At 64.2% G+C, this 24,646-nt stretch carries 21 protein-coding genes; 11 read left to right on the top strand and 10 right to left on the bottom strand.

Going from position 1 to position 24,646, the window contains the following annotated elements; translation table 11 throughout:
• Nucleotides 1–17: 17 nt before the first annotated feature.
• A complete protein-coding gene (locus JI749_RS08190; RefSeq protein WP_201662076.1) occupies nucleotides 18–371 on the bottom strand; it encodes a YciI family protein in 354 nt (117 codons plus the stop codon).
• Nucleotides 372–792: 421 nt separating this feature from the next.
• Between JI749_RS08190 and nirB the strand changes: the two genes are divergently transcribed.
• Genes nirB through JI749_RS08170 form a run of 4 tightly spaced genes read left to right on the top strand, consistent with a single transcriptional unit; the run spans nucleotide 793 to nucleotide 6,235 of the window.
• A complete protein-coding gene (gene nirB, locus JI749_RS08185; RefSeq protein WP_201662073.1) occupies nucleotides 793–3,237 on the top strand; it encodes a nitrite reductase large subunit NirB in 2,445 nt (814 codons plus the stop codon).
• A gap of 11 nt (nucleotides 3,238–3,248) precedes the next feature.
• Nucleotides 3,249–3,581, top strand: a complete 333-nt coding sequence (gene nirD, locus JI749_RS08180; protein WP_201662070.1) for a nitrite reductase small subunit NirD — start codon at nucleotides 3,249–3,251, stop codon at nucleotides 3,579–3,581.
• Between the two features lie 40 nt (nucleotides 3,582–3,621).
• Complete coding sequence (locus JI749_RS08175; protein WP_201662067.1) at nucleotides 3,622–4,455, top strand: formate/nitrite transporter family protein; 834 nt, start codon at nucleotides 3,622–3,624, stop codon at nucleotides 4,453–4,455.
• Between the two features lie 55 nt (nucleotides 4,456–4,510).
• On the top strand, nucleotides 4,511–6,235 hold the full coding sequence (locus JI749_RS08170; RefSeq protein WP_201662064.1) for a bifunctional protein-serine/threonine kinase/phosphatase: 1,725 nt from the start codon (nucleotides 4,511–4,513) through the stop codon (nucleotides 6,233–6,235).
• A 21-nt stretch (nucleotides 6,236–6,256) separates the two neighbouring features.
• Here JI749_RS08170 and JI749_RS08165 read toward each other — a convergent pair whose 3' ends face one another.
• Complete coding sequence (locus JI749_RS08165; protein WP_201662061.1) at nucleotides 6,257–7,753, bottom strand: CoA-acylating methylmalonate-semialdehyde dehydrogenase; 1,497 nt, start codon at nucleotides 7,751–7,753, stop codon at nucleotides 6,257–6,259.
• A 211-nt stretch (nucleotides 7,754–7,964) separates the two neighbouring features.
• On the opposite strand from JI749_RS08165, the gene JI749_RS08160 reads away from it, so the two are divergent.
• Nucleotides 7,965–8,840, top strand: a complete 876-nt coding sequence (locus JI749_RS08160) for a LysR family transcriptional regulator (protein ID WP_201662058.1) — start codon at nucleotides 7,965–7,967, stop codon at nucleotides 8,838–8,840.
• Nucleotides 8,841–8,853: 13 nt separating this feature from the next.
• On the opposite strand, the gene JI749_RS08155 is transcribed toward JI749_RS08160, so the two are convergent.
• Nucleotides 8,854–9,978 (bottom strand): Gfo/Idh/MocA family protein, encoded by a 1,125-nt coding sequence (locus JI749_RS08155; RefSeq protein ID WP_201662055.1) that lies wholly within the window; start codon nucleotides 9,976–9,978, stop codon nucleotides 8,854–8,856.
• A gap of 123 nt (nucleotides 9,979–10,101) precedes the next feature.
• Between JI749_RS08155 and JI749_RS08150 the strand changes: the two genes are divergently transcribed.
• The 6 genes from JI749_RS08150 to iolB all read left to right on the top strand — a co-directional run bounded on the left by JI749_RS08150 (nucleotide 10,102) and on the right by iolB (nucleotide 17,139).
• The gene (locus tag JI749_RS08150; protein WP_407644902.1) at nucleotides 10,102–10,944 is read left to right on the top strand and encodes a MurR/RpiR family transcriptional regulator; all 843 of its coding nucleotides are present in this window, start codon (nucleotides 10,102–10,104) and stop codon (nucleotides 10,942–10,944) included.
• Between the two features lie 177 nt (nucleotides 10,945–11,121).
• Nucleotides 11,122–13,059 carry a bifunctional 5-dehydro-2-deoxygluconokinase/5-dehydro-2-deoxyphosphogluconate aldolase gene (locus tag JI749_RS08145; RefSeq protein WP_233280897.1) on the top strand — a complete coding sequence of 646 codons (1,938 nt, stop codon included), beginning with the start codon at nucleotides 11,122–11,124 and terminating at the stop codon, nucleotides 13,057–13,059.
• A gap of 113 nt (nucleotides 13,060–13,172) precedes the next feature.
• Nucleotides 13,173–15,020, top strand: coding sequence for a 3D-(3,5/4)-trihydroxycyclohexane-1,2-dione acylhydrolase (decyclizing) (gene iolD / locus JI749_RS08140; RefSeq protein ID WP_201662052.1), 1,848 nt, complete (start codon nucleotides 13,173–13,175; stop codon nucleotides 15,018–15,020).
• 162 nt (nucleotides 15,021–15,182) lie between these two features.
• Nucleotides 15,183–16,100, top strand: coding sequence for a myo-inosose-2 dehydratase (gene iolE / locus JI749_RS08135; protein ID WP_201662049.1), 918 nt, complete (start codon nucleotides 15,183–15,185; stop codon nucleotides 16,098–16,100).
• Between the two features lie 45 nt (nucleotides 16,101–16,145).
• On the top strand, nucleotides 16,146–16,394 hold the full coding sequence (locus tag JI749_RS08130) for a hypothetical protein (RefSeq protein ID WP_201662046.1): 249 nt from the start codon (nucleotides 16,146–16,148) through the stop codon (nucleotides 16,392–16,394).
• Complete coding sequence (iolB, locus tag JI749_RS08125; protein ID WP_201662043.1) at nucleotides 16,339–17,139, top strand: 5-deoxy-glucuronate isomerase; 801 nt, start codon at nucleotides 16,339–16,341, stop codon at nucleotides 17,137–17,139. Before JI749_RS08130 ends, iolB begins: the two co-directional genes overlap by 56 nt.
• 204 nt (nucleotides 17,140–17,343) lie before the next feature.
• On the opposite strand, the gene iolG is transcribed toward iolB, so the two are convergent.
• The 7 genes from iolG to JI749_RS08090 all read right to left on the bottom strand — a co-directional run bounded on the left by iolG (nucleotide 17,344) and on the right by JI749_RS08090 (nucleotide 24,624).
• Entirely contained in the window at nucleotides 17,344–18,381 is a 1,038-nt protein-coding gene (iolG, locus tag JI749_RS08120; RefSeq protein ID WP_201662040.1) for an inositol 2-dehydrogenase, read from the bottom strand.
• Between the two features lie 115 nt (nucleotides 18,382–18,496).
• Entirely contained in the window at nucleotides 18,497–19,243 is a 747-nt protein-coding gene (locus JI749_RS08115) for a phosphotransferase enzyme family protein (RefSeq protein WP_201662037.1), read from the bottom strand.
• Between the two features lie 82 nt (nucleotides 19,244–19,325).
• Nucleotides 19,326–20,150 carry a carbohydrate ABC transporter permease gene (locus tag JI749_RS08110; RefSeq protein ID WP_201662034.1) on the bottom strand — a complete coding sequence of 275 codons (825 nt, stop codon included), beginning with the start codon at nucleotides 20,148–20,150 and terminating at the stop codon, nucleotides 19,326–19,328.
• On the bottom strand, nucleotides 20,147–21,073 hold the full coding sequence (locus tag JI749_RS08105; protein ID WP_201662032.1) for a carbohydrate ABC transporter permease: 927 nt from the start codon (nucleotides 21,071–21,073) through the stop codon (nucleotides 20,147–20,149). The genes JI749_RS08110 and JI749_RS08105 overlap by 4 nt, the downstream gene beginning before the upstream one ends.
• A gap of 27 nt (nucleotides 21,074–21,100) precedes the next feature.
• A complete protein-coding gene (locus tag JI749_RS08100; RefSeq protein WP_201662030.1) occupies nucleotides 21,101–22,402 on the bottom strand; it encodes an ABC transporter substrate-binding protein in 1,302 nt (433 codons plus the stop codon).
• A gap of 108 nt (nucleotides 22,403–22,510) precedes the next feature.
• Nucleotides 22,511–23,668 carry a serine hydrolase domain-containing protein gene (locus tag JI749_RS08095; protein ID WP_201662028.1) on the bottom strand — a complete coding sequence of 386 codons (1,158 nt, stop codon included), beginning with the start codon at nucleotides 23,666–23,668 and terminating at the stop codon, nucleotides 22,511–22,513.
• Entirely contained in the window at nucleotides 23,665–24,624 is a 960-nt protein-coding gene (locus tag JI749_RS08090; protein WP_201662026.1) for a glycoside hydrolase family protein, read from the bottom strand. The genes JI749_RS08095 and JI749_RS08090 overlap by 4 nt, the downstream gene beginning before the upstream one ends.
• Nucleotides 24,625–24,646: the final 22 nt, after the last annotated feature.

Genomic DNA, 24,646 nt, shown 5'->3' with positions numbered 1-24,646 from the left:
AGAGTGAGGAAACGCCCCTACCCCATGATCGGCCGGACCTCTATGTCTCCCTCCCAGCCCGGCCAGTGCTCGGTGTGGAGGTTCGCAAAGCGCGTCGCCCATTCGATAGCCTCTGCTTTGGTCGGGACGTCATACACCGCATAGCCGCCGACCAGTTCCTTGCTCTCGGCAAACGGACCATCTGTCACCATTACCTTGCGCTGCCGGATAGCGATGAATGTGCTTTCGTCCTTGCCCATCAGTCCGCCCTGAGCAACCAGTACGCCCGCGGCGGTAGCTTCGGCGCCCATCTGACCGATGGCCTGCATCAATGCCATGGGCGGCGCACCTGTGCCCGGCTTCGTCGTTTTCACCAATGTCATGAACTTCATCTTCATCTCCTCTTGCCGCTCCACGGCCATGCCAACGACGAATGAGCCGCACGGACTTCGACAACCTCACGCATGATCAAGCCTTGGGCAGTTTCCTGAAGAACTGCCTATTGCACAGTTTTTGCGCAGTTTGACCTTCGATTGGGCGGCGCTGCTGGCTGGGATGGTGTTTTGGCAAAAGCGACCAGTTAGGTCAAATACTTGATTTCGTTGGCATAACGTCAACCGCGAGGGTTTGGCACGCTTCCTGCATTGTTGTTGCTGCGGCACCCCATGGTGTCACCAGTTTCGGCGTCCAGTGCTGGGCGTCACTTCAGGCAAAGCTGCCAACTGACACTGCTCGACCCACGTCGGGCCGGAGGTCGGTTGGCAGCTTTTTTGTTTTCGCGCCGCGCTAGCGGCGGCAGGTGGAGAGACACGGATGGCAGAACGGTTAGTCATCATCGGCAACGGCATGGCCCCCGGGCGCATGCTCGAGCATCTGTTCGAGGCTGCACCCGGCCAGTTCGACGTCACGATTTTCAACGCCGAACCGCGCGTGAACTACAACCGCCTCATGCTTTCCCCGGTGCTGTCCGGCGAAAAAACCTATGAGGACATCATCACCCATGGCGACGATTGGTATTCGGCCAACAACGTCACCCTGCACAAATCCTCGCCGGTCACCCTGATCGACCGCGAGAACCGGCGCGTGGTCTCCACCAACGGCATCGTCGCAGACTACGACAAGCTCGTCATCGCCACGGGCTCCAGCCCATTCATCCCACCCGTGCCCGGCCACCAGTTGCCGGGTGTCGTGACCTATCGCGACCTCGACGACGTCGACAAGATGCTGGCATCAGGTGTCGGCTGCAAGGTGGTGGTCATTGGCGGCGGCCTGCTCGGCCTCGAAGCCGCCGCCGGCCTCAAGATGCAGGGCATGGACGTCACCGTGCTGCATCTGCAGCCAACCCTGATGGAGCGCCAGCTCGATCCCGCCGCCGGCTATCTGCTCGAAAAGGCCTTCAGGGATCGCGGCATTGCCGTGATGACCAAGGCCAATACCAAGCAGGTGCTGGGCACTGACCGCGTCACCGGCGTTGAACTCAGCGACGGCACCGTCATCGACTGCTCGATGGTCGTGATGGCCGTGGGCATCCGCCCAGCTTCCGGCCTTGCCAAGTCTGCCGGGCTCGCCGTCAATCGCGGTATCGTTGTCGACGACCAGCTGCGCACCGACGACCCGCATATTTACGCCCTGGGCGAATGCGCCGAACATCGCGGCACCTGCTATGGGCTGGTCGCGCCGCTCTATGAGATGGGTGAGGTGCTGGCCAAGACCCTGGCCGGCCAGGCGGCTGCCTACCAGGGCTCGGTCACCTCGACCAAGCTCAAGGTCACCGGCATCGATCTGTTCTCCGCCGGCGATTTCGGCGAGGCCGAAGACCGCGAAGAGGTGGTGCTGCGTGACGCCAGCGCCGGCGTCTACAAGCGCCTGGTGCTCAAGGACGACCGCATCATCGGCGCCGTGCTCTATGGCGAGACCAGCGACGGCCCATGGTTCTTCGACCTGCTCAAGCGCGGCGTCGATACACGCGAAATGCGCGACACGCTTATTTTCGGCCAGGCATACCAGGGCGGTGCCGCCCTGGACCCTATGGCGGCCGTTGCAGCCTTGCCGGATGAGGCAGAGATCTGCGGCTGCAACGGCGTGTGCAAGGGCAAGATCACCGGCGCAATCACCGGCAAGGGCCTGACGACCCTGGACGGCGTGCGCGCCCATACCAAGGCCTCCGCATCCTGCGGTTCGTGCACACATCTGGTCGAGCAACTGCTTCACGTCACGCTGGGCGACGCCTATAACCCCGCCGCCGTCCAGCCCATGTGCCCCTGCACCGAATATGGCCATGACGACGTCCGCCGCCTGATCATCGCCAAGGGTCTCAAGTCAATTCCCGCCGTCATGCAGGAGCTGGAGTGGAAGACCTCTTGCGGCTGCGCCAAGTGCCGCCCGGCGCTGAACTACTACCTGGTCTCCGATTGGCCGGGTGAATACGAGGATGATGGCCAGTCGCGCTTCATCAACGAGCGCGTCCACGCCAACATCCAGAAGGACGGCACCTATTCGGTCGTGCCGCGCATGTGGGGCGGCATGACCAACCCCAAGGAACTGCGCGCCATCGCCGATGTCGCCGACAAGTTCGCCATCCCGGCCGTCAAGGTCACCGGCGGACAGCGCATCGACCTGCTGGGCGTCAAGAAGGAAGACCTGCCGGCTGTCTGGGCCGATCTCAATGCCGCCGGCATGGTCTCGGGCGCCGCCTATGCCAAGGGTCTGCGCACGGTCAAGACCTGTGTAGGCTCGGACTGGTGCCGCTTCGGCACCCAGGATTCGACGGGCCTGGGCATCCGGCTTGAAAAATTCATGTGGGGCAGTTGGACGCCGGCCAAGGTCAAGCTCGCCGTCTCGGGCTGCCCGCGCAACTGCGCCGAGGCCACCTGCAAGGATATCGGCGTCATCTGCGTGGATAGTGGCTACGACATCCACTTTGCCGGGGCAGCGGGGCTCGACATCAAGGGCACCGAACTGCTCTGCCATGCCGATACCGAGGACGAGGCGCTCGAAATCATCGTCGCCCTGACCCAGCTCTACCGCGAACAGGGCCGCTATCTCGAACGCATCTACAAGTGGGCCAAGCGCGTCGGCACGCCCTCGATCAAGGCCAACATCGTCGACGACCTGGCCAAGCGCCGCCACTACTTCGAGCGCTTCGTCTATTCGCAGACCTTTGCCCAGGTCGACCCGTGGGAAGAGCGCGTCAACGGCAAGGACGCGCACGAATTCGCCGCCATGGCCGAGTTCGGCATGCCCGTAGCTGCGGAATAAGGAGAGCATCAATGAGCGACTGGATCGAGATCGGCACCATCGACGCCATTCCCCGCCGCGGCTCGCGCTGCGTCAACACGCCAGCCGGCAAGATCGCGGTGTTCCGCACGCAGGAAGACCAGGTCTTCGCCATCGAGAACCGCTGCCCGCACAGGCACGGGCCGCTCAGCGAAGGCATCGTCCACGGCGCCTCCGTCACCTGCCCGCTGCACAACTGGGTTTTCGACCTTGCCACCGGCCAGGCGCTTGGCGCCGACGAGGGCCAGGTCAGGACCTATCCCATCGACCTGGTCGATGGCCGCATTTTCATGGCGTTCACGGCCGATCTGGTCGCCGCCGAATAGTCCACCACCAACCGAGCCGCATTGGCGGCAGGGAGAACCAATGGCCTACGTCATACCAACCGAATTCGTGACCAAGATGATCGACGCCGGCGAGGCCAAGGTCTTCATGTCCACGCGCGACACGCTGATCCGCGCCTACATGGCCGGCGCCATCCTGGCGCTGGCTGCCGCCTTTGCCATCACCATCAACGTCAATACGGGCCAGCCCCTGGCCGGCGCCATCCTGTTCCCGGTGGGCTTCTGCCTGCTCTATCTGATGGGCTTTGACCTGCTGACCGGCGTCATGACCCTGGTCCCGCTGGCGCTGATCGACAAGCGGCCCGGTGTGACGCTCAACGGCGTCCTGCGCAACTGGGGGCTCGTCTTCACGGGCAACTTCGCCGGTGCCTTCACGGTCGCCGTGATGATGGCGATCATCTTCACCTTTGGGTTCAGCCAGGCTCCCGACGCCATCGGCGAAAAGATCGGCCATATCGGCGAGGGCCGCACCGTCGGCTATGCCGCCCACGGCGCCGCCGGGATGCTCACCCTGTTCATCCGCGGCGTGCTCTGCAACTGGATGGTGTCGACCGGCGTCGTCGCCGCCATGATGTCCACCTCGGTCTCGGGCAAGGTCATCGGCATGTGGATGCCCATCATGCTGTTCTTCTACATGGGCTTCGAGCATTCCATCGTGAACATGTACCTGTTCCCCTCGGGCATCATGCTCGGCGGCCAGTTCTCGATCATGGATTACCTGATCTGGAACGAGATCCCCACCGTCATTGGCAACATGGTCGGCGGCCTCGCCTTCGTCGGCCTGACGCTCTATGCCACCCACAGCAGCCGTGCTACCCAGCGCGCCGCGGCCGCCCGGTTCGCACCGGCCGAATAAGTCAACTGCCGGGCGCTTCGCAAAAGCGGAGCGCCCGCCGCCATCCGGGAGAGCCATGAGCGCCAGCCTCGCCATCTCGCTCGGACAGCATTCCGACAAGGGCCGCAAGCCGGCTAACCAGGACTTCTATGGCGCGCTGATCCCGGCCCAGCCGGCGCTCGATCTCAAGGGCATCGCCATCGCCCTGGCCGACGGCATTTCCTCGAGCGAAGTCAGCTCCATCGCCGCCCAGACGGCCATCAAGAGCTTCCTTACCGACTACTACGACACGCCCGATCCCTGGCCGGTCAAAACGGCCGCCCACCGTGTCATCGCGGCCACCAATGCCTGGCTGCATTCCCAGACTCGCGCCCGCCAAGCCGACGATGTCGATAGCGGTTATGTGTGCACCCTCAGCATACTGGTGCTGAAATCGCGCGCCGCGCACATCTTCCATATCGGCGATTCACGCATCTATCGCCTGGCCGGCCGCTCGCTGGAGCAACTAACCGTGGACCACCGCGTCCCCGCCAGCGGCAACCATTTCTATCTGGGTCGCGCCCTGGGCATCGGCGGCAATGTCGAGGTCGACTATCGCAGCGTCCCCATTGGCGTCGGCGATATCTTCGTGCTCACTACCGATGGCGTACATGAACATGTCGATGGCGCGATTATCGCCGAAGCCATCGCGGCGCACCCTGACGATCTCGATGCCGCCGCCCGACATGTGGTGGCCAGCGCTATGGACAATGGCAGCAGCGACAATCTCACCATCCAGATTGTCCGCATCGATGCCCTGCCCGGGGGCGAGGCTGCCGATTTCCTGGGCCAGTCCGCCGACCTGCCCTTGCCGACCCCGATCGAGCCGGGAACAGATTTCGACGGCTACCGCATCATCCGCCCGCTGCACGCCAATGCGCGCAGCCAGGTCTTCCTCGCCCAGGACAAGACCGACGAACGCCTCGCCGTGATCAAGGTGCCCGGAGCAGACATGCGCGACGATCCGGCATTCCTCCGCCGCTTCATGATGGAAGAGTGGATCGCGCGGCGCCTCAACACGCCGCATGCCCTGCGCATCCATCAGCAGGATCGCAAGCGCCACTACCTCTATCTTGTGACCGAATATGTCGATGGCCAGACCCTGACGCAGTGGATGATCGACAATCCGCGGCCAGATCTCAACACGGTGCGCGACCTGATCGAGCAGATCGCCCGCGGGCTCAACGCCTTCCATCGCCAGGAAATGGTGCATCAGGATCTGCGCCCCGACAACATCATGATCGACAAGACCGGGACGGTTAAGATCATCGACTTCGGCTCCACCAAGGTGGCCGGCGTCGTCGAGGCGCAGCCGGTGGAAGACGAAGCCCTGCTCGGCACCCTGCAATATGCGGCGCCCGAATACCGCATCGGCGATGCCGGCACCGACCGTTCCGACCAGTTCTCGCTCGGCGTCATCGCCTATCAGATGCTGACGGGACAACTACCCTATGGCGCCAGCGCCGCCATGCTGCGCAATCGCGGCGACCTGGCCCGCCTGCACTATCAGCCGGTGTCCACTGACCGAGGTATCCCGGAATGGGTCGACCGCGCGCTCGAAAGAGCCGTCCATCCCGATCCAGCGCAGCGCTACGAGGCGCTGTCGGAATTCACCTACGATCTCCGCCATCCAAATCCGGATTTCGCCACCCTGCCGCCCCGGTCGCTGCTGGTGCGCAACCCGGTGCTCTTTTGGCAATTGCTATCACTGGTGCTGGCGGGCGCGGTGGTCGTATTGCTGGCCATGGTATTGGGGCGCTAGGCGCGCCCCAACCTTTGTCTCTTACTTCATCGTCGGCATCTGGAATTCGGCACCGTCCTTGATGCCCGATGGCCAGCGCGCCGTGACCGTCTTGGTCCGGGTCCAGAACTTGATCGAATCCGTACCGTGCTGGTTGAGGTCGCCGAAGGCGCTCGCCTTCCAGCCACCGAAGCTATGATAGGCAAGCGGCACCGGCACCGGCACGTTGATGCCCACCATGCCGACATTGACTCGCGCCGCGAAATCGCGCGCCGCATCGCCGTCGCGGGTGAAGATGGCGGTACCGTTGCCATAGGGATTGTCCATGGTCAGCTTCAGCGCTTCCTCGTAAGTCCGGGTTCGCACCACCGACAGCACCGGCCCGAAAATCTCTTCCTTGTAGATATCCATTTCCGCTGTGACGTTGTCGAACAGGGTCGGCCCGACAAAGTAGCCATTTTCATAGCCCTGCAGCGAGAAGCCGCGGCCATCGACCGCCAGCGTCGCGCCCTGAGCGATACCGGATTCGACCAGCGAGGCGATCCGATCCTTGGAGGCCTTGGTGATGACCGGCCCCATTTCGCTCGACTTGTCGGTGGCCGGGCCAACCTTGAGCTTTTCGATGCGCGGCTTAAGCGCTGCGACGATCCTGTCGGCGGTCTCGTTGCCTACGGGCACAGCCACCGACACCGCCATGCAGCGTTCGCCGGCCGAACCATAGCCGGCGCCCATCAGCGCATCGGCGGCCTTTTCCATGTCCGCGTCGGGCATGATGATCATGTGGTTCTTGGCACCGCCAAAGGCCTGCACGCGCTTACCCTCGGAGGCGGCGGTTGCATAGACGTAGCGGGCGATCGGAGTGGAGCCGACAAAGCTCACCGCGCCGATCTGGTCGTGATGCAGGATACCGTCGACCACCGCCTTGCCGCCATGCACGACATTGAGGATGCCCTTGGGCAGCCCGGCTTCGATCGCCAGCTGCGCCAGCTTGACCGGCACGGACGGGTCGCGCTCGGATGGCTTGAGGATGAAGGCATTGCCGGCGGCGATGGCCGGCGACAGCATCCAGAGCGGGATCATGGCCGGGAAGTTGAACGGGGTGATGCCGGCGCCGATGCCAACCGGCTGGCGCAGCGAATACATGTCGATCCCCGGCCCTGCCCCGTCGGTGAACTCGCCCTTGAGCAGATGCGGCGCACCGGCCACGAACTCGGCGACCTCGAGACCGCGCAGGATATCGCCCTTGGCGTCGTCGACCGTCTTGCCATGCTCGGCGCTCAGCAGTTCGGCGAGTGCGTCCATGTCGCGATTGATCAGCGCGACGAAGTTGAAGAACACACGCGCCCGGCGCTGCGGATTGGTCGCCGCCCATTTGGGCTGCGCCGCGGCAGCCGACGCCACGGCGGCATCGAGATCGGCCTTCGTTGCCAGCGCCACGCGGGCCTGTACCTCGCCGGTCGCGGGATTGAACACGTCCTGGAATTCGGCGCTGTTGCCCGAAGTTTCGACGCCGTCGATGAAATGGCCGATAGTGCGCATGAGGCTCTCCCTTGTTGGCGAGCATTCTTGGCGCTACACTCCACGCATCGCAACACCATAGATTTTGCATCCGTTGTGCGAAAATTGACTAACGTTCATCACCGCGTCATTCCCGCGAAGGCGGGAATCCACTCTGCCGGCGCGGTGTCCAAGAGTGGATTCCCGCCTTCGCGGGAATGACGCGGGGGAATAACTGGTTTGGAGGGCCACCATGAACTGGGATGACGTTCGCATCTTCCTCGCCGTCGCCCGCAGCGGCCAGATACTCGGCGCCGCCAAGACGCTGGGCCTCAACCACGCCACCGTGGCCCGGCGCCTGACCGCGCTTGAAGCGGCGCTGGGCAGCAAGCTCTTCACCCGCAAGACCAACGGTTCGGACCTGTCCGGCGATGGCGAGCGCTTTCTTGTCCATGCCGAGCGTATGGAAAGCGCCATGCTGGCTGCCCGAGAGGCCGCTGGCGCCGATAGCCTCATCGAAGGCACCGTGCGCGTCGGCGCCCCTGACGGCTTCGGCGTCGCCTTCCTCGCCCCGCGCCTGGGCGAGCTCACCGAGCGCCACAAGGGCCTGCGCATCGAACTGGTCCCGGTCCCCCGCGCCTTCTCCCTGTCGCGTCGCGAGGCCGATATCGCCGTCACCCTGGAACGTCCGCGCGAAGGCCGGCTCGTCGCGCGCAAGCTCACCGATTACTGCCTAGGCCTCTACGCGGCACGTTCCTATCTCGCCGCCCACGGCACGCCGCAGACGCTCGACGACCTCGCCGACCACCGCCTCGTCGGCTATGTCGAAGACCTGCTCTATACCGCCACGCTCGACTACACTGCCGAGTTCCTCAAGGGCTGGCGCTCGAGCGTCGCGGTATCCTCCGCCATGGGCCAAACCGAGGCCGTGCGCTCCGGCACCGGCATCGGCATCCTCCACGCCTTCATGGCCCGGTCAGACGCCGGTCTCGTCCCCATCCTGCCGCAGCACACGCTGACCCGCAGCTACTGGACCGTGGTGCACGAAGACCTGCGCAGCATCCGCCGCGTCAGCACCGTCGCCGAATTCCTCACCGACATCGTGCGGCGCGATCACGCCATCTTCTAGTTGCGCGCCACATCTACGCGTGCGCCACGTCAACCCAGCGCTGTTCGCGATGGCTCTGTGCCATGGCATGCACGGTCCGCTCGATCCGCAGGCCCGCATCGAAGTCGATGACCCGGGCCGGCGCGCCGGCAATCGCCCGCAGCAGTTCGTGGCATTCGATGATCTTGAGATCGTTGAAGCCGAGCCCGTGCCCCGGCGCAGGAATGAACCGGTCATAGGGCGCGTGCTGCGGCGCCGCCAGGATGGTGCGGAAGCCCTGCTCGGTCGGCCTGTCCGAGGTCACATAAAGCTGCAGCTCGTTGAACCGCTCCTGGTCGAACACAATGCTACCCTTGCTGCCGAAGATCTGCAACGCGATGCGGCCCTTGCGGCCCCAGGCGGACCGATCGAGCGCCATCATGCCGCTGATGCCGCCAGCCATTTCGAACAGCACGCTGGCAATGTCGAACGTCTCCACTGCCCGCCGCGCCCCGTCCCTGGTTGGCCGGTCGGCATAGGGCTTGCTCAGATGCGCAAAGACCTTGGTCACGCCACCGAACAGCACGTGCAACAGGCTCAGCGGATGCACCCCGAAATCGTCCAGCGCGCCATAGCCGGAGCTGGCCTCGCTCTTCCAGTAGAACAGCGCGTCCGGATCGGCCATGAAGTCCTCGTCCATCTCGAGGCGGACATGGTTCACCGCACCAATGGTGCCGTCTGCAAGGATGGCCCCGATCTGCCGCACCAGCGGGTTCTGAATGTAATTGTAGCCAAGAACGGCCACCCTGCCAGACGCGCGGGCCGCTGCCGCCATGCGCTCGGCGTCGGAGAGCGCCACGGCCATCGGCTTTTCGCACCACACATGCTTGCCGGCCTCGAGCGCCGCGACGGCCATCTCGGCATGGAAGGCATTGGGGGTGGTGACCGAGACCACCTCGACATCCGGGTCGGCAACCAGCGCCCGCCAGTCGCCCGTCGACCGTTCGAAACCGAACTCGTCCGCCTTCTCACGGGCAAGCGCGGCATTGACCTCGGCCAGGTGCACCAATACCGGTCGCGGTCCGTCGCCGAATACCGCCTTGACTCCGTTCCAGGCCAAGGCATGGCATTTGCCCATGTAGCCGGTGCCGATGAGGCCAACGCCGATGGTCGTTTTCATTCCACCCTCCACTGCTGGCGAAATGAGTAATTCAAGCGTTCCATTTCCGGAATAGGCTTTCTAGCGTGACTTGATTGCCGCTCGATATTGGAGATTATGTGCGCCGATAGCGAGAATATGCCCATGTCCGACTCGTCAGCCAAGCCGCAGCCCCCGCACGACTTCGACAGCCTTCGCGCGACCATTCTGGAGCGCAAGGGTGACCTACCCAAGCGGCTGACCCAGGTGGCGATTTATGCGCTCGACCACCCGGACGAAATCGCCTTCGGCACGGCCGCAAGCATAGCGCTGTCGGCTGACGTGCAGCCCTCGACGCTGGTGCGCTTCGCGCAGCATTTCGGCTTCGATGGCTTCTCGGGCCTGCAGCTTCTGTTTCGTGCCCGCCTGCGCGAACGCACATCCTCCTACGAGGAGCGCCTGCGCATCCTGGAACAGGACGGCACCGCACTGGCCGAGAGCACGACCATCTTCAACGGCTTCATTGCCGCCGCGCATCGCTCCATCGATGCAGTGGCAGCGGCGGTGGAGCCCGAGGCCTTCGAGCGTGCCGTAACCTTGCTGGCCGGGGCGGAAACCATCTACCTCATCGCCAAGCGCCGCTCCTACCCCATCAGCAGCTACATGGCCTATGCCTTCGGCAAGCTCAAAGTACGGTGCCAGCTGGTCGGCACATCGGCCGGCATAGACGACGACATGCTGGCCATGGCCAGCACCCGGGATGCGGCCTTTGCGGTCAGCTTTTCGCCCTATGCCTCCGAAAGCGCCGCCCAGGCGCGCCAGATGGCGGCGCGCGGCATCCCGGTCGTGTCGCTGACCGATTCGGCTTTCTCGCCGCTCGCGGAATGCTCGGCGGAATGGTTCGAAGTGGTCGAGGCCGACCATGCCGGCTTCCGCTCGCTGTCGGCCAGCATGGCCTTTGCCATGGCGCTGACGGTTTCCATCGCCGAAAAGCGCCGCCGCGGCTGACCCCACCGACTGTCGCACTGCTCGGCGAATGATGTACGCCCGTCAGTCAAACAAGCAAATTCCATCAGTGGAACGTACATTCCAGGTTGACGAATTGCCGGAACTAATGTTTCGCTGCGCAACCGGACGCTGACCGGGTATTTGCATATCGGCCAAGAGCCGGCTCGGAGAATTGCCGTGAGTAACGCGCACCCCGATGACGGGACGAAAACCCTCGACGTCGTGACGATCGGCCGTGCGTCGGTCGACCTTTATGGCCAGCAGATCGGCACGCGCCTCGAAGATATCGGCAGCTTTGCCAAATCGGTTGGCGGCTGCCCTGCCAATATCGCCGTCGGGACGGCCCGGCTGGGGCTCAAGTCGGCGCTGATCACCCGCGTCGGCCACGAGCAGATGGGCCGGTTCATCCGCGAGCAGCTCGACCGCGAAGGCGTCGACACCTCGGGCGTCGCCACCGATCCCAACCGGCTGACCGCGCTGGTGCTGCTGTCGGTGGAGGCCGAGGGCGTTTCGCCCATGATCTTCTATCGCACCGACTGCGCCGACATGGCGCTCGACGAAAGCAACATCGACGAAGCCCAGATCGCCAGCGCCCGGGCCATCGTCGTCACCGGCACCCATTTCTCGCGCCCCAACAGCGAAGCCGCGCAAAAGAAGGCCATACGTTTGGCCAAGGCCCATGGAGCGCGCGTCGCCTTCGACATCGACTACCGCCCCAATCTGTGGGGCCTGGCCGGCCACGAGGCGGGCTTTTCGCGCTACGTCGCCTCCGATGTCGTTTCGGAGAAATACAAGTCCATCCTGCCCGATTGCGATCTCATCGTCGGCACGGAAGAGGAGGTGCTGATCGCCTCCGGCCAGGCCGACCTGCTCTCCGCGCTCAGGACGATCCGCAGCCTGTCCTCCGCCACGATCGTCCTGAAGCGCGGCCCCATGGGCTGCATCGTCTACGATGGGGCCATTCCGGATGACCTTGAACATGGTATTGTCGGCAAGGGCTTCCCCATCGAGGTCTATAACGTGCTCGGCGCCGGCGACGCCTTCATGAGCGGCTGGCTACGCGGCTGGCTGCGCGGCGAACCCCACGCCACCAGTGCCACCTGGGCCAATGCCTGCGGCGCCTTCGCCGTCTCGCGCCTGCTCTGCGCCCCGGAATATCCGAGCTGGGAAGAATTGAGCCATTTCCTGGCCCATGGCAGCAGGGAGCGCGCCTTGCGCAAGGATGCCGAGCTCAACCACATTCATTGGGCCACCAATCGTCGCCGCGAAATCCCCAGCCTCACCGCTTTGGCCATCGATCACCGCAGCCAGCTCGAAGACCTGGCCAATGGCGACGAAAAGCTGCTGGCGCGCATCCCGGCCTTCAAGGCGCTTGCCGTCACGGCCGCCGCGCGCGTGGCCAATGGCCGGCCCGGCTTCGGCATGCTGCTCGATGACAAATATGGCCGCGACGCGTTGTTTGCCGCCGGCGCGCTCAAGGATTTCTGGATCGGCAAGCCGATCGAGCTGCCCGGCTCGCGCCCGCTGCAATTCGAGTTCAGCCAGGACCTGGGCTCGCGGCTGATCGACTGGCCGGTCGACCACTGCATCAAGGTGCTGTGCTTCTATCATCCGGACGATGCTGCCGACCTCAAACGCGTGCAGATCGACAAGCTGCGCTCGGCCTATGAGGCGGCCCGCAAGGTGGGCCGGGACCTGCTGGTCGAGATCATCGCCGGCAAGCACGGCACGCTCGATGACAACACCATCAGTCGCGCCCTGACCGAACTCTATGACGCGGGCATCAAGCCCGACTGGTGGAAGCTCGAACCCCAGGCCAGTCCAGCCGCCTGGGCTGCCGTGGACCGGGTCATCGAAACCAACGACCCCTATTGCCGCGGCGTGGTCCTGCTCGGCCTCGAAGCGCCGCAGGACGTGCTTGAGGCCGGCTTTGCCGCCGCGCGCACCGCGCGCACGGTCAAGGGCTTTGCCGTGGGTCGCACCATTTTCGCCGATGCCGCCAAGAGATGGCTGGCCGGCACGATCAGCGACGATGCGGCCATCGACGACATGGCGCGTCGGTTCGGCGCCCTGGTAGAAATCTGGGAACGGCTTGGCAAGAGCCAGGCGGCTTAGACTACTGCAGTTGCAACGGACTTGGCTCTCGCTAAGTCCTATCTCGCTTCCCTCCCACAAGGGGGAGGGGAAAGATGGAGCCGATGGCTCAACGACTTTGAGGAAACGACGCCATGAGCCAATCCACCATCCGCCTCACCATGGCCCAGGCCGTGGCCCGGTTCCTGACCATGCAGAAGACTGAAATCGACGGCGAGATCGTGCCGATCTTTGGCGGCGTCTTCGCCATTTTCGGCCATGGCAATGTCGCCGGTGTCGGCGAGGCGCTCTACGGCGTGCGCGACACGCTGCCGACCTATCGCGGCCAGAATGAGCAGGGCATGGCCCATGCCGCCATCGCCTATGCCAAGGCCAGTTTCCGCCGCCGCTTCATGGCCTGCACCACCTCCATTGGCCCGGGCGCACTCAACATGGTCACTGCGGCGGGCCTGGCCCATGTGAACCGCTTGCCGGTGTTGTTCCTGCCCGGCGACGTGTTTGCCAACCGCCTCCCCGACCCAGTGCTGCAACAGGCCGAGGATTTTGGCGACGGCACCACCACGGTCAACGATGCCTTCAAGCCCGTCAGCCGTTATTTCGACCGCATCACCCGTCCCGAGCAGATCATCCCGGCCTTGCGCCGCGCCATGGCCGTGCTGACCGACCCCGCCGAATGCGGTCCGGTCACCCTCAGCCTCTGCCAGGACGTACAGGCCGAAGCCTACGATTATCCGGAGAGCTTCTTTGCCGAGAAGGTCTGGAACTTCCGCCGCGTCATGCCCGATGGCGACGAATTCGCCACGGCTGCCGCGGCTCTGCTGCAGGCCAGCAAGCCCGTCATCATCGCGGGCGGCGGCGTGCTCTATTCGCAGGCCACCAGCGCCCTGCGTAACTTCGCCGAGCGCTATGGCATCCCGGTCATGGAGACCCAGGCCGGCAAATCCAGCCTGCCGCATGACCATCCGCTCAATATGGGCTCGGTCGGCGTCACCGGGTCGTCGGCGTCCAACGTGCTGGCCGAGGAAGCCGACGTGGTCCTCGCCGTTGGCAGCCGCCTGCAGGATTTCACCACGGGCTCCTGGGCGCTGTTCAAGAACGACGACCTCAAAATCATCGGCCTTAATACACAGCCGTTCGATGCGCACAAGCATCAGGCCCTGCCCCTGGTCGCCGACGCCAAGGTGGGCCTCGATGCCCTCAACCAGGCGCTTACCGGATGGCAGGCCGACCCCGCCTGGACGGAGAAGGCGAAGGCGGACAAGGACGAGTGGCTCGTCGCGGCTGACAAGGTGACCGCCTCAACCAATGCCGAATTGCCGTCTGATGCTCAAGTGATCGGCGCCGTGCAGCGCGCGCGGGAAAATGCCACGCTGGTCTGCGCCTCGGGCGGCCTGCCGGGCGAGTTGCACAAGCTGTGGAAGGCCGGCGGCCCCGGCAGCTACCACATGGAATACGGCTTCTCGACCATGGGTTACGAGATCGCTGGCGGCCTTGGCGTCAAGCTGGCACGCCCCGATGACGATGTCGTCGTCATGGTCGGCGACGGCAGCTACATGATGATGAATTCGGAAATCGTCAGTTCGATCATGCTGGGCGCCAAGCTCACCATCGTGCTGCTTGACAATTCCGGCTTCGGCTGCATCAACCGGCTGCAAATGGCCACCGGCGGCGCCAACTTCAACAACCTGTTGAAGGACACCCACCATGTCACTCTTCCGGGAATCGATTTTGCCGCCCACGCCGCCTCGATGGGCGCCGTTGCGCGCAAGGTGAGTTCGATCGCAGAGCTCGAAACCGCTTTGCACGAAACCGAAAGCGCCGACCGCACGACGGTGATCGTCATCGACACCGACCCCCTCATTGCCACCGATGCTGGTGGCCATTGGTGGGATGTCGCGGTGCCGGAGGTTTCGGATCGCCCGCAAGTCAACGCCGCCCGCGAGGCCTATGTAAAGGCCTTGAAGGCACAGCGGGCGGGGTAAGTCGCCCCAACCACGGGTCATTCCGCCGAAGGCCGGCTTCCATGTCCGGACTTGGCCGCACACGCCGCCGCAGTGACCTAGATACGGACTTGGATCCCGGCCTTTGCCGGGATGACATCGCGAAATAAACTGGCCCTCGGGGCAAAGACCTGGAGTACCCAATTGAAAGCCAAACTCGGCATGTCCCCCATCGCATGGTGGAACGATGACCTCGTGGAACTCAGCGACGACGTGTCCCTCGAAGAGTGCCTGCGCCAGTCGCGTTCCGCTGGTTTCACCGGCATGGAAAAGGGCCGCCGCTTTCCAGACGATCCCGATGTCATGCTGCCCATTCTCAAGGCCGCCGATGTGACGCTGTGCGGCGGCTGGTTCTCCGGCACGCTGGTCGACGAGGACCTCGCCACCAACCAGGCCCGCATCCAGCCGATGATCGAGCTGTTCAAGGCTGTCAACGCACCATGCATCGTCTATGGCGAAGTCGGCCGCTCCATCCAGGGCAAACGGGATATCCCGCTGGCGCATAAGCCGAAACTCTCCGGCGAAGAGATGAAGGCCTATGCCCGCAAGGTCACCCAGTTCGGCGAATGGTGCGCCGAGCAGGGCATGCCGCTGAGCTACCACCACCATATGGCCGCGGTGGTCGAGACCGAGGCCGAACTGGATGCCTTCATGGCGAACTCCGGCGAAGGTATTCCACTGCTGCTCGATGCCGGCCACCTGGCCTTTGCCGGCGGCAATGTGCTGCGCGCCATCGACAACCACCACGCCCGCATCAACCATGTCCACGTCAAGGATGTGCGCATGGACGTCATCAACAAGCTCGATCGGACCAGGCAGAGCTTCCTCGATGCCGTGGCGCTGGGCGCCTTCACCGTCCCCGGCGACGGCTCGCTCGATTTCGGCGCCATCGTGCAGAAATTCGCCGATTACGGCTATGAGGGCTGGTTCGTCGTCGAGGCCGAGCAGGACCCCAAGCCCAATCCGCCGCTGCGCATGGCCCAGGTCGGCCACGCCGAGCTCATGCGCGTCATGACCGCTGCCGGCTACACCGTCGAAACGCAGGGCTTTCCCAACCGCTAGGCTTTCCCGTAGAAGCCTCGGAACGACAATTCGGAGGATAGCGGTTTGGCCCTCAAGAGCAGTGACCTCAATTGGTTTCGACCCCTGTGGCGGCGCGTCGCCGTCACGGGCTTCCTCGCTGTGTGGTGCGCCTGGGAATGGCTGTGGAACCGTGAGCCCTTCTGGGGCGTGCTGGTCGGCGCAGCGCTGGCCTATTCGCTCTACAATTTCTTCTATGCCTTCCCCAAGGAAACGCCCGATGAGCAAATCCCCCCTACTCCGCCGCCCGCAGGCGAAGACGGGCCTCGTCCATGAGATAACCCCGGCCTCGGCCGGCTGGACCTATGTCGGCTTCGCGCTGCACAAGCTCGAGGCGGGCACCGTCACTGGCGGCAATTCGGGCAGCCAGGAGCTGTGCCTGGTGCTGGTCAGCGGCAAGGCCCGCATCGCCGTCGACGGCGTCGATTTCGGCGAACTCGGCGAGCGCATGAGCCCGTTCGAGGGCGCGCCTTGGGCCGTCTATGTGCCTGCAGGCAGTGAATGGGTAGTGGATGCCACAACCGCGCTCGAGCTGGCCGTCTGCGCTGCCCCCGGCGGCGGCAATTACCCCGCCAAGGTCATTCCTCCCGGCACCCATCCGCGCATCAGCCGCGGCAGGGGCACCAATGTCCGCCACGTCTACAACATCATGCCCGAGGACGATGGCGCGGCCCATTCGCTGCTCGTGGTCGAGGTCATCACGCCTCAGGGCAACACCTCGTCCTATCCGCCGCACAGGCACGACCAGGACAACCTGCCGCACGAGAGCTTTCTCGAAGAGACCTATTATCACCGCATGAACCCGCCGCAGGGCTTCGCCTTCCAGCGCGTCTATACCGATGACCGGAGCCTCGACGAGGCGATGGCGGTGGAGGACGGCGACGTGACGCTGGTGCCCAAGGGCTATCACCCGGTGGCGACGACGGCAGGGTATGACCTCTATTATCTCAACGTCATGGCTGGGCCGAAGCGGGTGTGGAAGTTCCACAATGCGCCCGAGCATGAGTGGCTGCTGAAGTAGTTTTCACCGTCGACATCCCCAACCACGATGTCATCCCGGCCTTGAGCCGGGATCCATCCTGAGGTCATCCCGCGTCCATGGCAGGTTCGGCCATCTCGGGATGGACCCGGCCTTCGCCGGGGTGACACCGCTTTTGTGGAAGCGCCAGTAAGTGAAGAGCCCTCGGGTCAAGCCCGAGGGTGACGGCCGGTGAGTTGAACGGGCTCAGCGCCCCTGGAACACGCTTTTATCCGCCAGCGCGCCGGTGACTTCGCTCAGCTTCACCGCCCGGCCTTCCTTCACCGATTTCAGCGCCGCGTCGGCCATGGCCAGCGCAATCAGCCCGTCCAGGCCGCTCGGGGATGCCGGAGATTTCGATTCAACAGCGTCGATGAAGCTGCTGATTTCGCGCGCATAAGCCTCGGTATAGCGGGTCATGAAGAAGTCATGCAGCGGCGGACGCGTATAGCCGGCGGCATTGGCGACTTCGATCGAGACCGGGCGCTGGTTCTCGGCCGCCACGGCGCCCTTGGAGCCGTGCACCTCGATGCGCTGGTCATAGCCATAGGTGGCGCGGCGCGAGTTCGAGATCGTCGCATGCTTGCCAGATGCCGTCGACAGCATCACCGAAACGCTGTCGAAGTCCCCTGCCTCCCCGATTGCCTTGTCGACCAGCACCGAGGCCTGGGCCGTGACGGTGTCGATCTCTTCACCGAGCAGGAACCGGGCCATGTCGAAGTCGTGGATGGTCATGTCGCGGAAAATGCCGCCCGAGCGCTTGATGTAATCCACCGGCGGCGCGCCGGGGTCGCGCGAAACGATTGTCACCATCTCCACCGTGCCGATCTCGCCCCTGGCGATCACGTCTCGCACGGCCATGAAATGCGGGTCGAAGCGCCGGTTGAAGCCCACCATCAGCGTCGCGTCTTCGGCATCCACCACCTTGAGGCAAGCCTTGACGCGCTCGACGTCGAGATCAACAGGCTTCTCGCAGAAGATCGCCTTGCCGGCGCGCGAAAACTGCTCGATCAGGTCGGCATGCGTATCGGTCGGCGTGCAGATGACGACGGCGTCTATATCGTCCGATGCGAGGATCTGCTCGATCGTGCGGATGTCACAGCCATATTGGCCGGCCAGATCGCTGGCTGCCTTCTCGACGGCGTCGGCCACCGCTACCAGCTTGGCCTTGGGGCTCGACGTGATGGCCTTGGCATGCACCTTGCCGATGCGGCCGGCGCCGAGCAGGCCGAAGCGAACAGTCATAGCAATTCTCCGAAAGTGGCGGCAGACAACTAGTCTGGCATGGTGAAACACAGGTTCCGTGAACTGTCAACGCGGAATACACGTTCCAAATTTCGCCAGTATTTTGTTGCCGGCTCTAGGTGATTTTGTCCTCGACCGGCCTCACCAAGGCGAGTTGCTGGATGGAGTGATCGTCGTTCCAGCATACGGCAGCTTCCCATGCGGCGGAGGCCTGCGAAACCACGTCCTGAGTGATGGGATCGTAGCCGGCAGCATTGTGCGGCAGATTGAGGTCGAGATCGGAAACATCGACATGGGACTCGTCCCAATCGATCAGACCGACCCGCTCGTCGGTGACGCGAATATTACGCGGATTGGGGTCGCCGTGAACGACTGACACCGTCCGCCCGACGAGGCGGGACCAAGCGGCCCGGCATCGGGCAACCGCCTCCTCGGGCATGGCATCCAGGTTGATGCGCGTGCCGGTTCTGGCCTGCAGCAAGTCGATCGAGGATTGCCAGCCCGGCCGTTGGGGCCAGCCGGCGGTCAGGCGGTGCAACTGGCGCAGCGTCTCGGCGACCCGTCGCCAATCCGCCTCCGTCTGGGGCGCGGTGCCCTTGACATAGGTCATCACCACCAAGCCATCGGCGAAGAGCCGGCCATCCAGCGTCGGTATCGGCACGGGTACGGCCATGCCGGCACGGTCCAGATGCTGCATAAGCCCGGTTTCCCAGGCAAGATCGGCATCGCTCCGGGTGCCCAGACGTCCGACGGCGATCCGGCCGCCGACCCGCAGGCGCCACACATCATTGGCGACGCCGCCGGACAGCGGCTCGATCCGAACCGCGTCCTCACCCCATTGCGCGAGAGCTTCCCAAGCCACTGACGGCTCCAATGTTTGTTGGCCGGCGCGAGAAAGCACGTGCGGAACAGACAAGCAAGACCGCGAGGTCTGGCGGGAAGGGCTACCCTTTGACCGCACCCTGCATGAGGGCAGCGACGAACTGGCGCTGGAAGGCAAGAAAGAGCACGACAGTCGGCGTCAGGATCAGCAACGAACCCGCACAGAGCAGTGGGATATCCGTTCCCCACTGCCCCTGGAAGGCTCCCAGCGCACCGGCCATGGTGCGCTGCATCGGGTCCTGCACCAGCACCACCGGCAGCAGGAACTGGTTCCAGGTCCACAGGAACAGAAGGATGGTCAGCGACATGATGGCCGGCCGCGCCAGCGGCACCTGAACGAACAGGAATTCCTGCCACCGGCTCGCCCCGTCCAGCTGCGCCGCTTCGCTGAGGTCTTGTGGCACGTTGAGGAAATGGGCCCGCATCCAATAGACGCCGAAGGGCATGTAGAGCCCGATCAGCGGCAGGATGATGGCGAAGCGGGTGTTGAGTAGGCCCAGGGCCCGCACTTCGTAGTAGAGGGGTGTGATGACCGCTTCGAAAGGCAGCGTCAGGCCGAAAACGAAGACGAGGTAGAGCCACTTGTATTTCTGGGTCGTGAGCTTGGCGAGCCCATAGCCGGCCATGGTGGCGATGAGCACCGCCACCGGCACGACACCCAGCACGATCAATGTACTGGACAGCAGCAGTTGATCCATCCTGGCCACTTCAAACGCCTTGGCGAAGTTGCCCCATTGTGGATCGGACGGCCATTGCAGGCCATTGGGATAGCTGCCCTGCGGCGCCAGCGCCGCCGAAAGCATGCTGAGGAATGGCAACAGCGTCATTAGCATCAACAGCACGATGAGGCCGCGGGCGACCACCGTATTGGGTGCCGTGGTCGTCATTTCTTGTCTCGCGTGAACCACTGCACCGGGGCGATCGTGATCAACACCAGCACCATCAGGACGATCGCCAGCGCCGAGGCGAGCCCCACCTGCCGATGCGCAAAGGCGAGGCGATAGATTTCGAGCCCCGGCACGGTGGTGGTGATGCCCGGTCCGCCCTGCGTGGAGATATAGACGATATCGAAGCTGGCCAGCGCCGCGATGACCGTGACCGTGATGCAAACGCCGATCTCTTGGCGGAGGCCTGGCAGGGTGACATGGCGGAATTCCTGCCATGGGTTTGCGCCATCGAGGCGCGCGGCTTCGTAAAGCGTGGGGTCGATCTTGGTGATGCCGGTCACCAGCAGCATGGTGCAGAGGCCCAGCAACACCCAGGCGCCGATGATGCCAACCGCCGGGAGTGCCCAGACGAAGTCGCCCAGCCAGCCGCGCGTCCAGCTCGACAGGCCGATCGCCTTGAGGGTCTGGTTTACCAGGCCGGTGGACGCGAACATCCAGCTCCAGGCTATGCCGGCCGCGACGAGCGGGATCACCTGGGGCAGGAACAGGATCGTACGGGTCGCCGTGCCGAACCGCCCAGCCATCTGGCCGCGGATGACGGAGGCGACGGCGAGGCCCAGTCCCACGGGAATCACGGTGAAGTAGAGCACGAGCTGAAAGGCATTGCCGATGATCTGCAGCAGATCGGCATCGGTCAGCACGGTGATGTAGTTGGTGAGGCCATGAAACCGGGCCTTGCCGATGCCATCCCAGCGCAGGAAGGAATAGTAGAGGCTCATCCCCAGCGGGACGAGCACGAAGGCCGAATAGGCCAGCGCTGCGGGGGCGATGAACAGCCAGGCCGTGAGGCGGCTCCCCTGTAACAGGGGGAGCCGCCTGGTCGTGTCGGAGACGCGGGGGGCGGATGAAGAGATTTCAGTCATGGTTCATTCCGCCCCGGGGATAGAAGGCTATCGCGCCAGCTGGGTCTCGTATTCCTTCTGCACGGCTTCGAGAAGACCTGCAGCCGTCTGCTGGCCACCGATCATCTTCTGCAGTTCGGGCGTCCATCCCGCGGCGAAGATGGCTCCTGTCGCATTGGCAATGAAGTCCATCGCGCCATTGTCCTGGGCCAGCGTCGCACCCGCCGCGAGCGAAGCTTCGGTGACCGAGCCGGGCGTCACGGCTGGCATGGGCAGATCGGTCGGGCCGCCGGGGTTGGAACCACCCACCGCAACGTTGATCTTGCGGGCTTCCTCGTTGGTCGCAACCCAGTCGAGGAAGAAGGCGGCGCAGTCGGCATGGGCAGCATTGGCGGCGATGCCGAAGGTCAGTGGAGCCGACATGGTCGCATGGCGTCCACCGGCTTCCTCGCTCGGCATGATGAAGAAGCCGAACTTGCCGGCGGCATTGGTGTCCAGATTGCCCGACTCCCAGTCGCCATTGAACATGAACAGGCCCTCGCCACCGATGAAGCGGCTCATCATCTGGGCATAGTCGATGGCATTGGCATCGGATGGGAAGTAGCCCGCCTTGATCCAGCCATCCAGATGTTCGGCAGCTTCAAGGTTTTCCGGCGTGTTGATGGTGGCGCCGTCCTTCTGGAAAATCCAGTCGTTGATCGGCTCGGGCGGGCCATAGGCGCCCATCAGGTTTTGCAGCGGGAAGGCGAGTCCGGCAGTGCCCTTGTTCCACTGCATGATCGGCTGGATCCCGGCTTCCTTCGCCTTGGCCAGCAGCGCATCGAGCTCGGCGAGGGACTGCGGCGGCTCGGTCATGCCCAGCTGCTCGCCCAGAGCCTTGTTGTAGAACACGCCGGTCATCGAATAGTTGAGCCCCAGCGCATAGAGTGAGCCGGTGCCGCGCGGACGCCCGCCGGGTTCGACACGCAGCTGCACAAGTTGGCCAGCCGGGAACTTGTCCCAGCCGAATTCGGTGAAGTAATTGTCCAGGTTGAGCAGCAGGTCATTGGCGACGAGGTCGGTCAGCGATGGCAGGCGGATGAGATCAGGCCCATTCCCTTCCGACAGGATACGCGGCGAGTTCTCCATCATGTTGGCAAACTGGTCTTCCTTGATGTCGAAGGTGACATTGGGGAATTGCCGGGTGAACTCTTCGGCAAGCTTTGTCGGCAGCGGGAAGCCGGTCTCGAAATAGGAGTTCAGCACCACCGGATCGGTGCCGCAGCTGGGCGCGGCCAGCGCAGTGCCGGCCGTGGCCGCCGCGGACAGGGCTAGGGCGATGCGAAATGCATGGCGAGAATGGGCTCTCAAGACAACCTCCTCCAGGTCAAATCTGCTGCGGATGTTTCCGCTTGCTAAAAGGATTTAGCACATGCGCGCCTGAGGATGTCAATAACCCCTTCGACGCGCTCGCGGGCGCTACATCAGTGACCGCAGCGCGTCGATGATCTGCGTCGCGCGCTGATCTTCCGGCCCCATCATCCAGTTGGTGACAAAACCGAACCCGATGCGGCGCTGCGGGTCGGCGAAGCCCACCTGCCCGCCTGCCCCATCATGTCCGAAATTCCCATCGGCCAGGTATCGCCGGGCCTCGGAATCAAGCTGGAAGCCGTAACCCCAGCGCGAGAATGGCGGCTCGCCGCCGAACACGGGAGCGCCTTGGCTCTGTGGACGTGTCGCAGTCGCGATAGTGGTATCATCGATGAGCCGGATGCCGTGCGTCGGCACCACCGTGGCAGACCAGATGGTCGCCAGCGCCTGTGCCGTGGCAATGCCGCCCGCGCCAGGGATCTCGGCGGCCCGGATGCGTGGCTTGTTGAAACCACCATCTTCGGAGACGAGATCGGCCGGCAGCGCCGCACCCAGCGTCATGGCCTTATAGGGCCAGTTGGGGCCGGGCCGCGCAGCCTCCTCGGCCCACAGCGCGGAGAGCGGTTCGCTGACCTGCAGATGGGCAACGTCATCCTGCCGCACTTCCGGCAAGCCGATATAGGCCGCCACGCCCAACGGGTGGGCGACAAGATCACGGAAATAGCTGCCGACCGATTGGCCCGCGACCCGGCGGATGATTTCGCCAGCGAGCCAGCCGTGCGTCAGGGCATGATAGGCATAGCCGCTGCCCAGTGGCCATAGCGGCTCCTGGCCAGCAAGCATGGCGACGACGCGGTCCCAATCGACGATGTCGTCCTCGACCAGGTCCGCCCGCGGTGCCGATAGCCCGGCCTGATGCGCCAGGGCATGCCCGACTGTCACCCCGTCCTTCCCGGCAGCGGCGAATTCGGGCCAGTAGTGGCAAACTGGCGTCTGGTAGTCGAGCCGCCTCTCCTGGACCAGCCGCGCCGCCAGGATCGAGACGAGGCCCTTGGTGCAGGAGAAAATCACCGAGGGCGTTTGTTCCTGCCACTGTCGCCCGGTGCGCGCATCGGCAACCCCGCCCCAGAGGTTGATGACGCTCTCGCCCTCAAGCATCACATGCAGGCCGGCGCCCATGGCGGGCCGGCCGGCGAATGCCGCGGCAAACGCCTCGGCTACAAGCTCGAAGCCTGGGGCGACAGTTCCTGATATGGCAGCTGTCATGGCGTGGCCTCCACGGCCAGGTAGCCATCGTCATCGGTGACAAGGCGGATCGGATCACAGACGCCACCGACGAAGTTTTCGCCAGCCCCCACATTATTGAAGGCGAGCAGCCAGGGGACGCCCTGCCTGTCGACGGCGACGCGCCCCGCATAGAGCCGCTCGTCGACCAGCAGCCGCGCCTGCCTGAAATCGACACGGCCCGGCATGTCGCGCACCGGCAGGCTCCAGATGCCGCCAGCCTGGCCCGACCGCGCTCCGGCCAGCTTTGCCGCATCGCAGCAGAAGACCAGATGGTTCTGTCCATCAATCGCGACGACCTGGAAGACTTCGAGATGGGCGAACCCGCTGCCCGCTTCACTCAGTGGCGGCTGCACGGTCCACGATGCGAGATCGGGTGAGGTAGCGTGCGCCATGACACCGCGATCGGGCTCCGTGCCCTCCTTGCCGCGTGCAGTGAGCAGCATGTGCCAGCTCTGGTCTGCCTCCCGCCAGAAAACCCAAGGGTCGCGCCAGGCTTCTTCCGGCCAGCTCGATGTGCCCAGCGTCTCGTACCAGCGCGGGTCGGCGACACAGACTGGACCCGCCTGCTTGGTCCATTCGAACAGGTCCTGGGAAGTCGCAAGTCCGACCGTCTCGATATTGGCGTTGCTGTCGGGCGCCAGGAACCGGGAGCCGGTATAGAACATGCGCCACAGCCCGTCGGCACCGCGTACGACGCTGCCCGTCCAGGTGGCGCTGCCGTCGAAACTGCCTGCCGCACCCGCATCGAACACCTGGCCGTGGTCGGTCCATTCCCGCAGATCGGTTGAACTGGCATGTCCGATGCGCGCATTGCGATGCCGCAGATTGGGGTCACCCAGCGACTTGGGCGCATGCAAGTAAAACAGATGATGGCGCGCACCGTCATCGGCCAGCCAGAAATCCCAGACCCAATGATCGGGTAGGTTGAAAGCCATCTGAATCCCCTGCTAAAACCAT

It is taken from the genome of Devosia oryziradicis, assembly GCF_016698645.1.
Taxonomy (GTDB): domain Bacteria; phylum Pseudomonadota; class Alphaproteobacteria; order Rhizobiales; family Devosiaceae; genus Devosia; species Devosia oryziradicis.
This window is presented reverse-complemented; position numbering and strand designations above follow the sequence as displayed.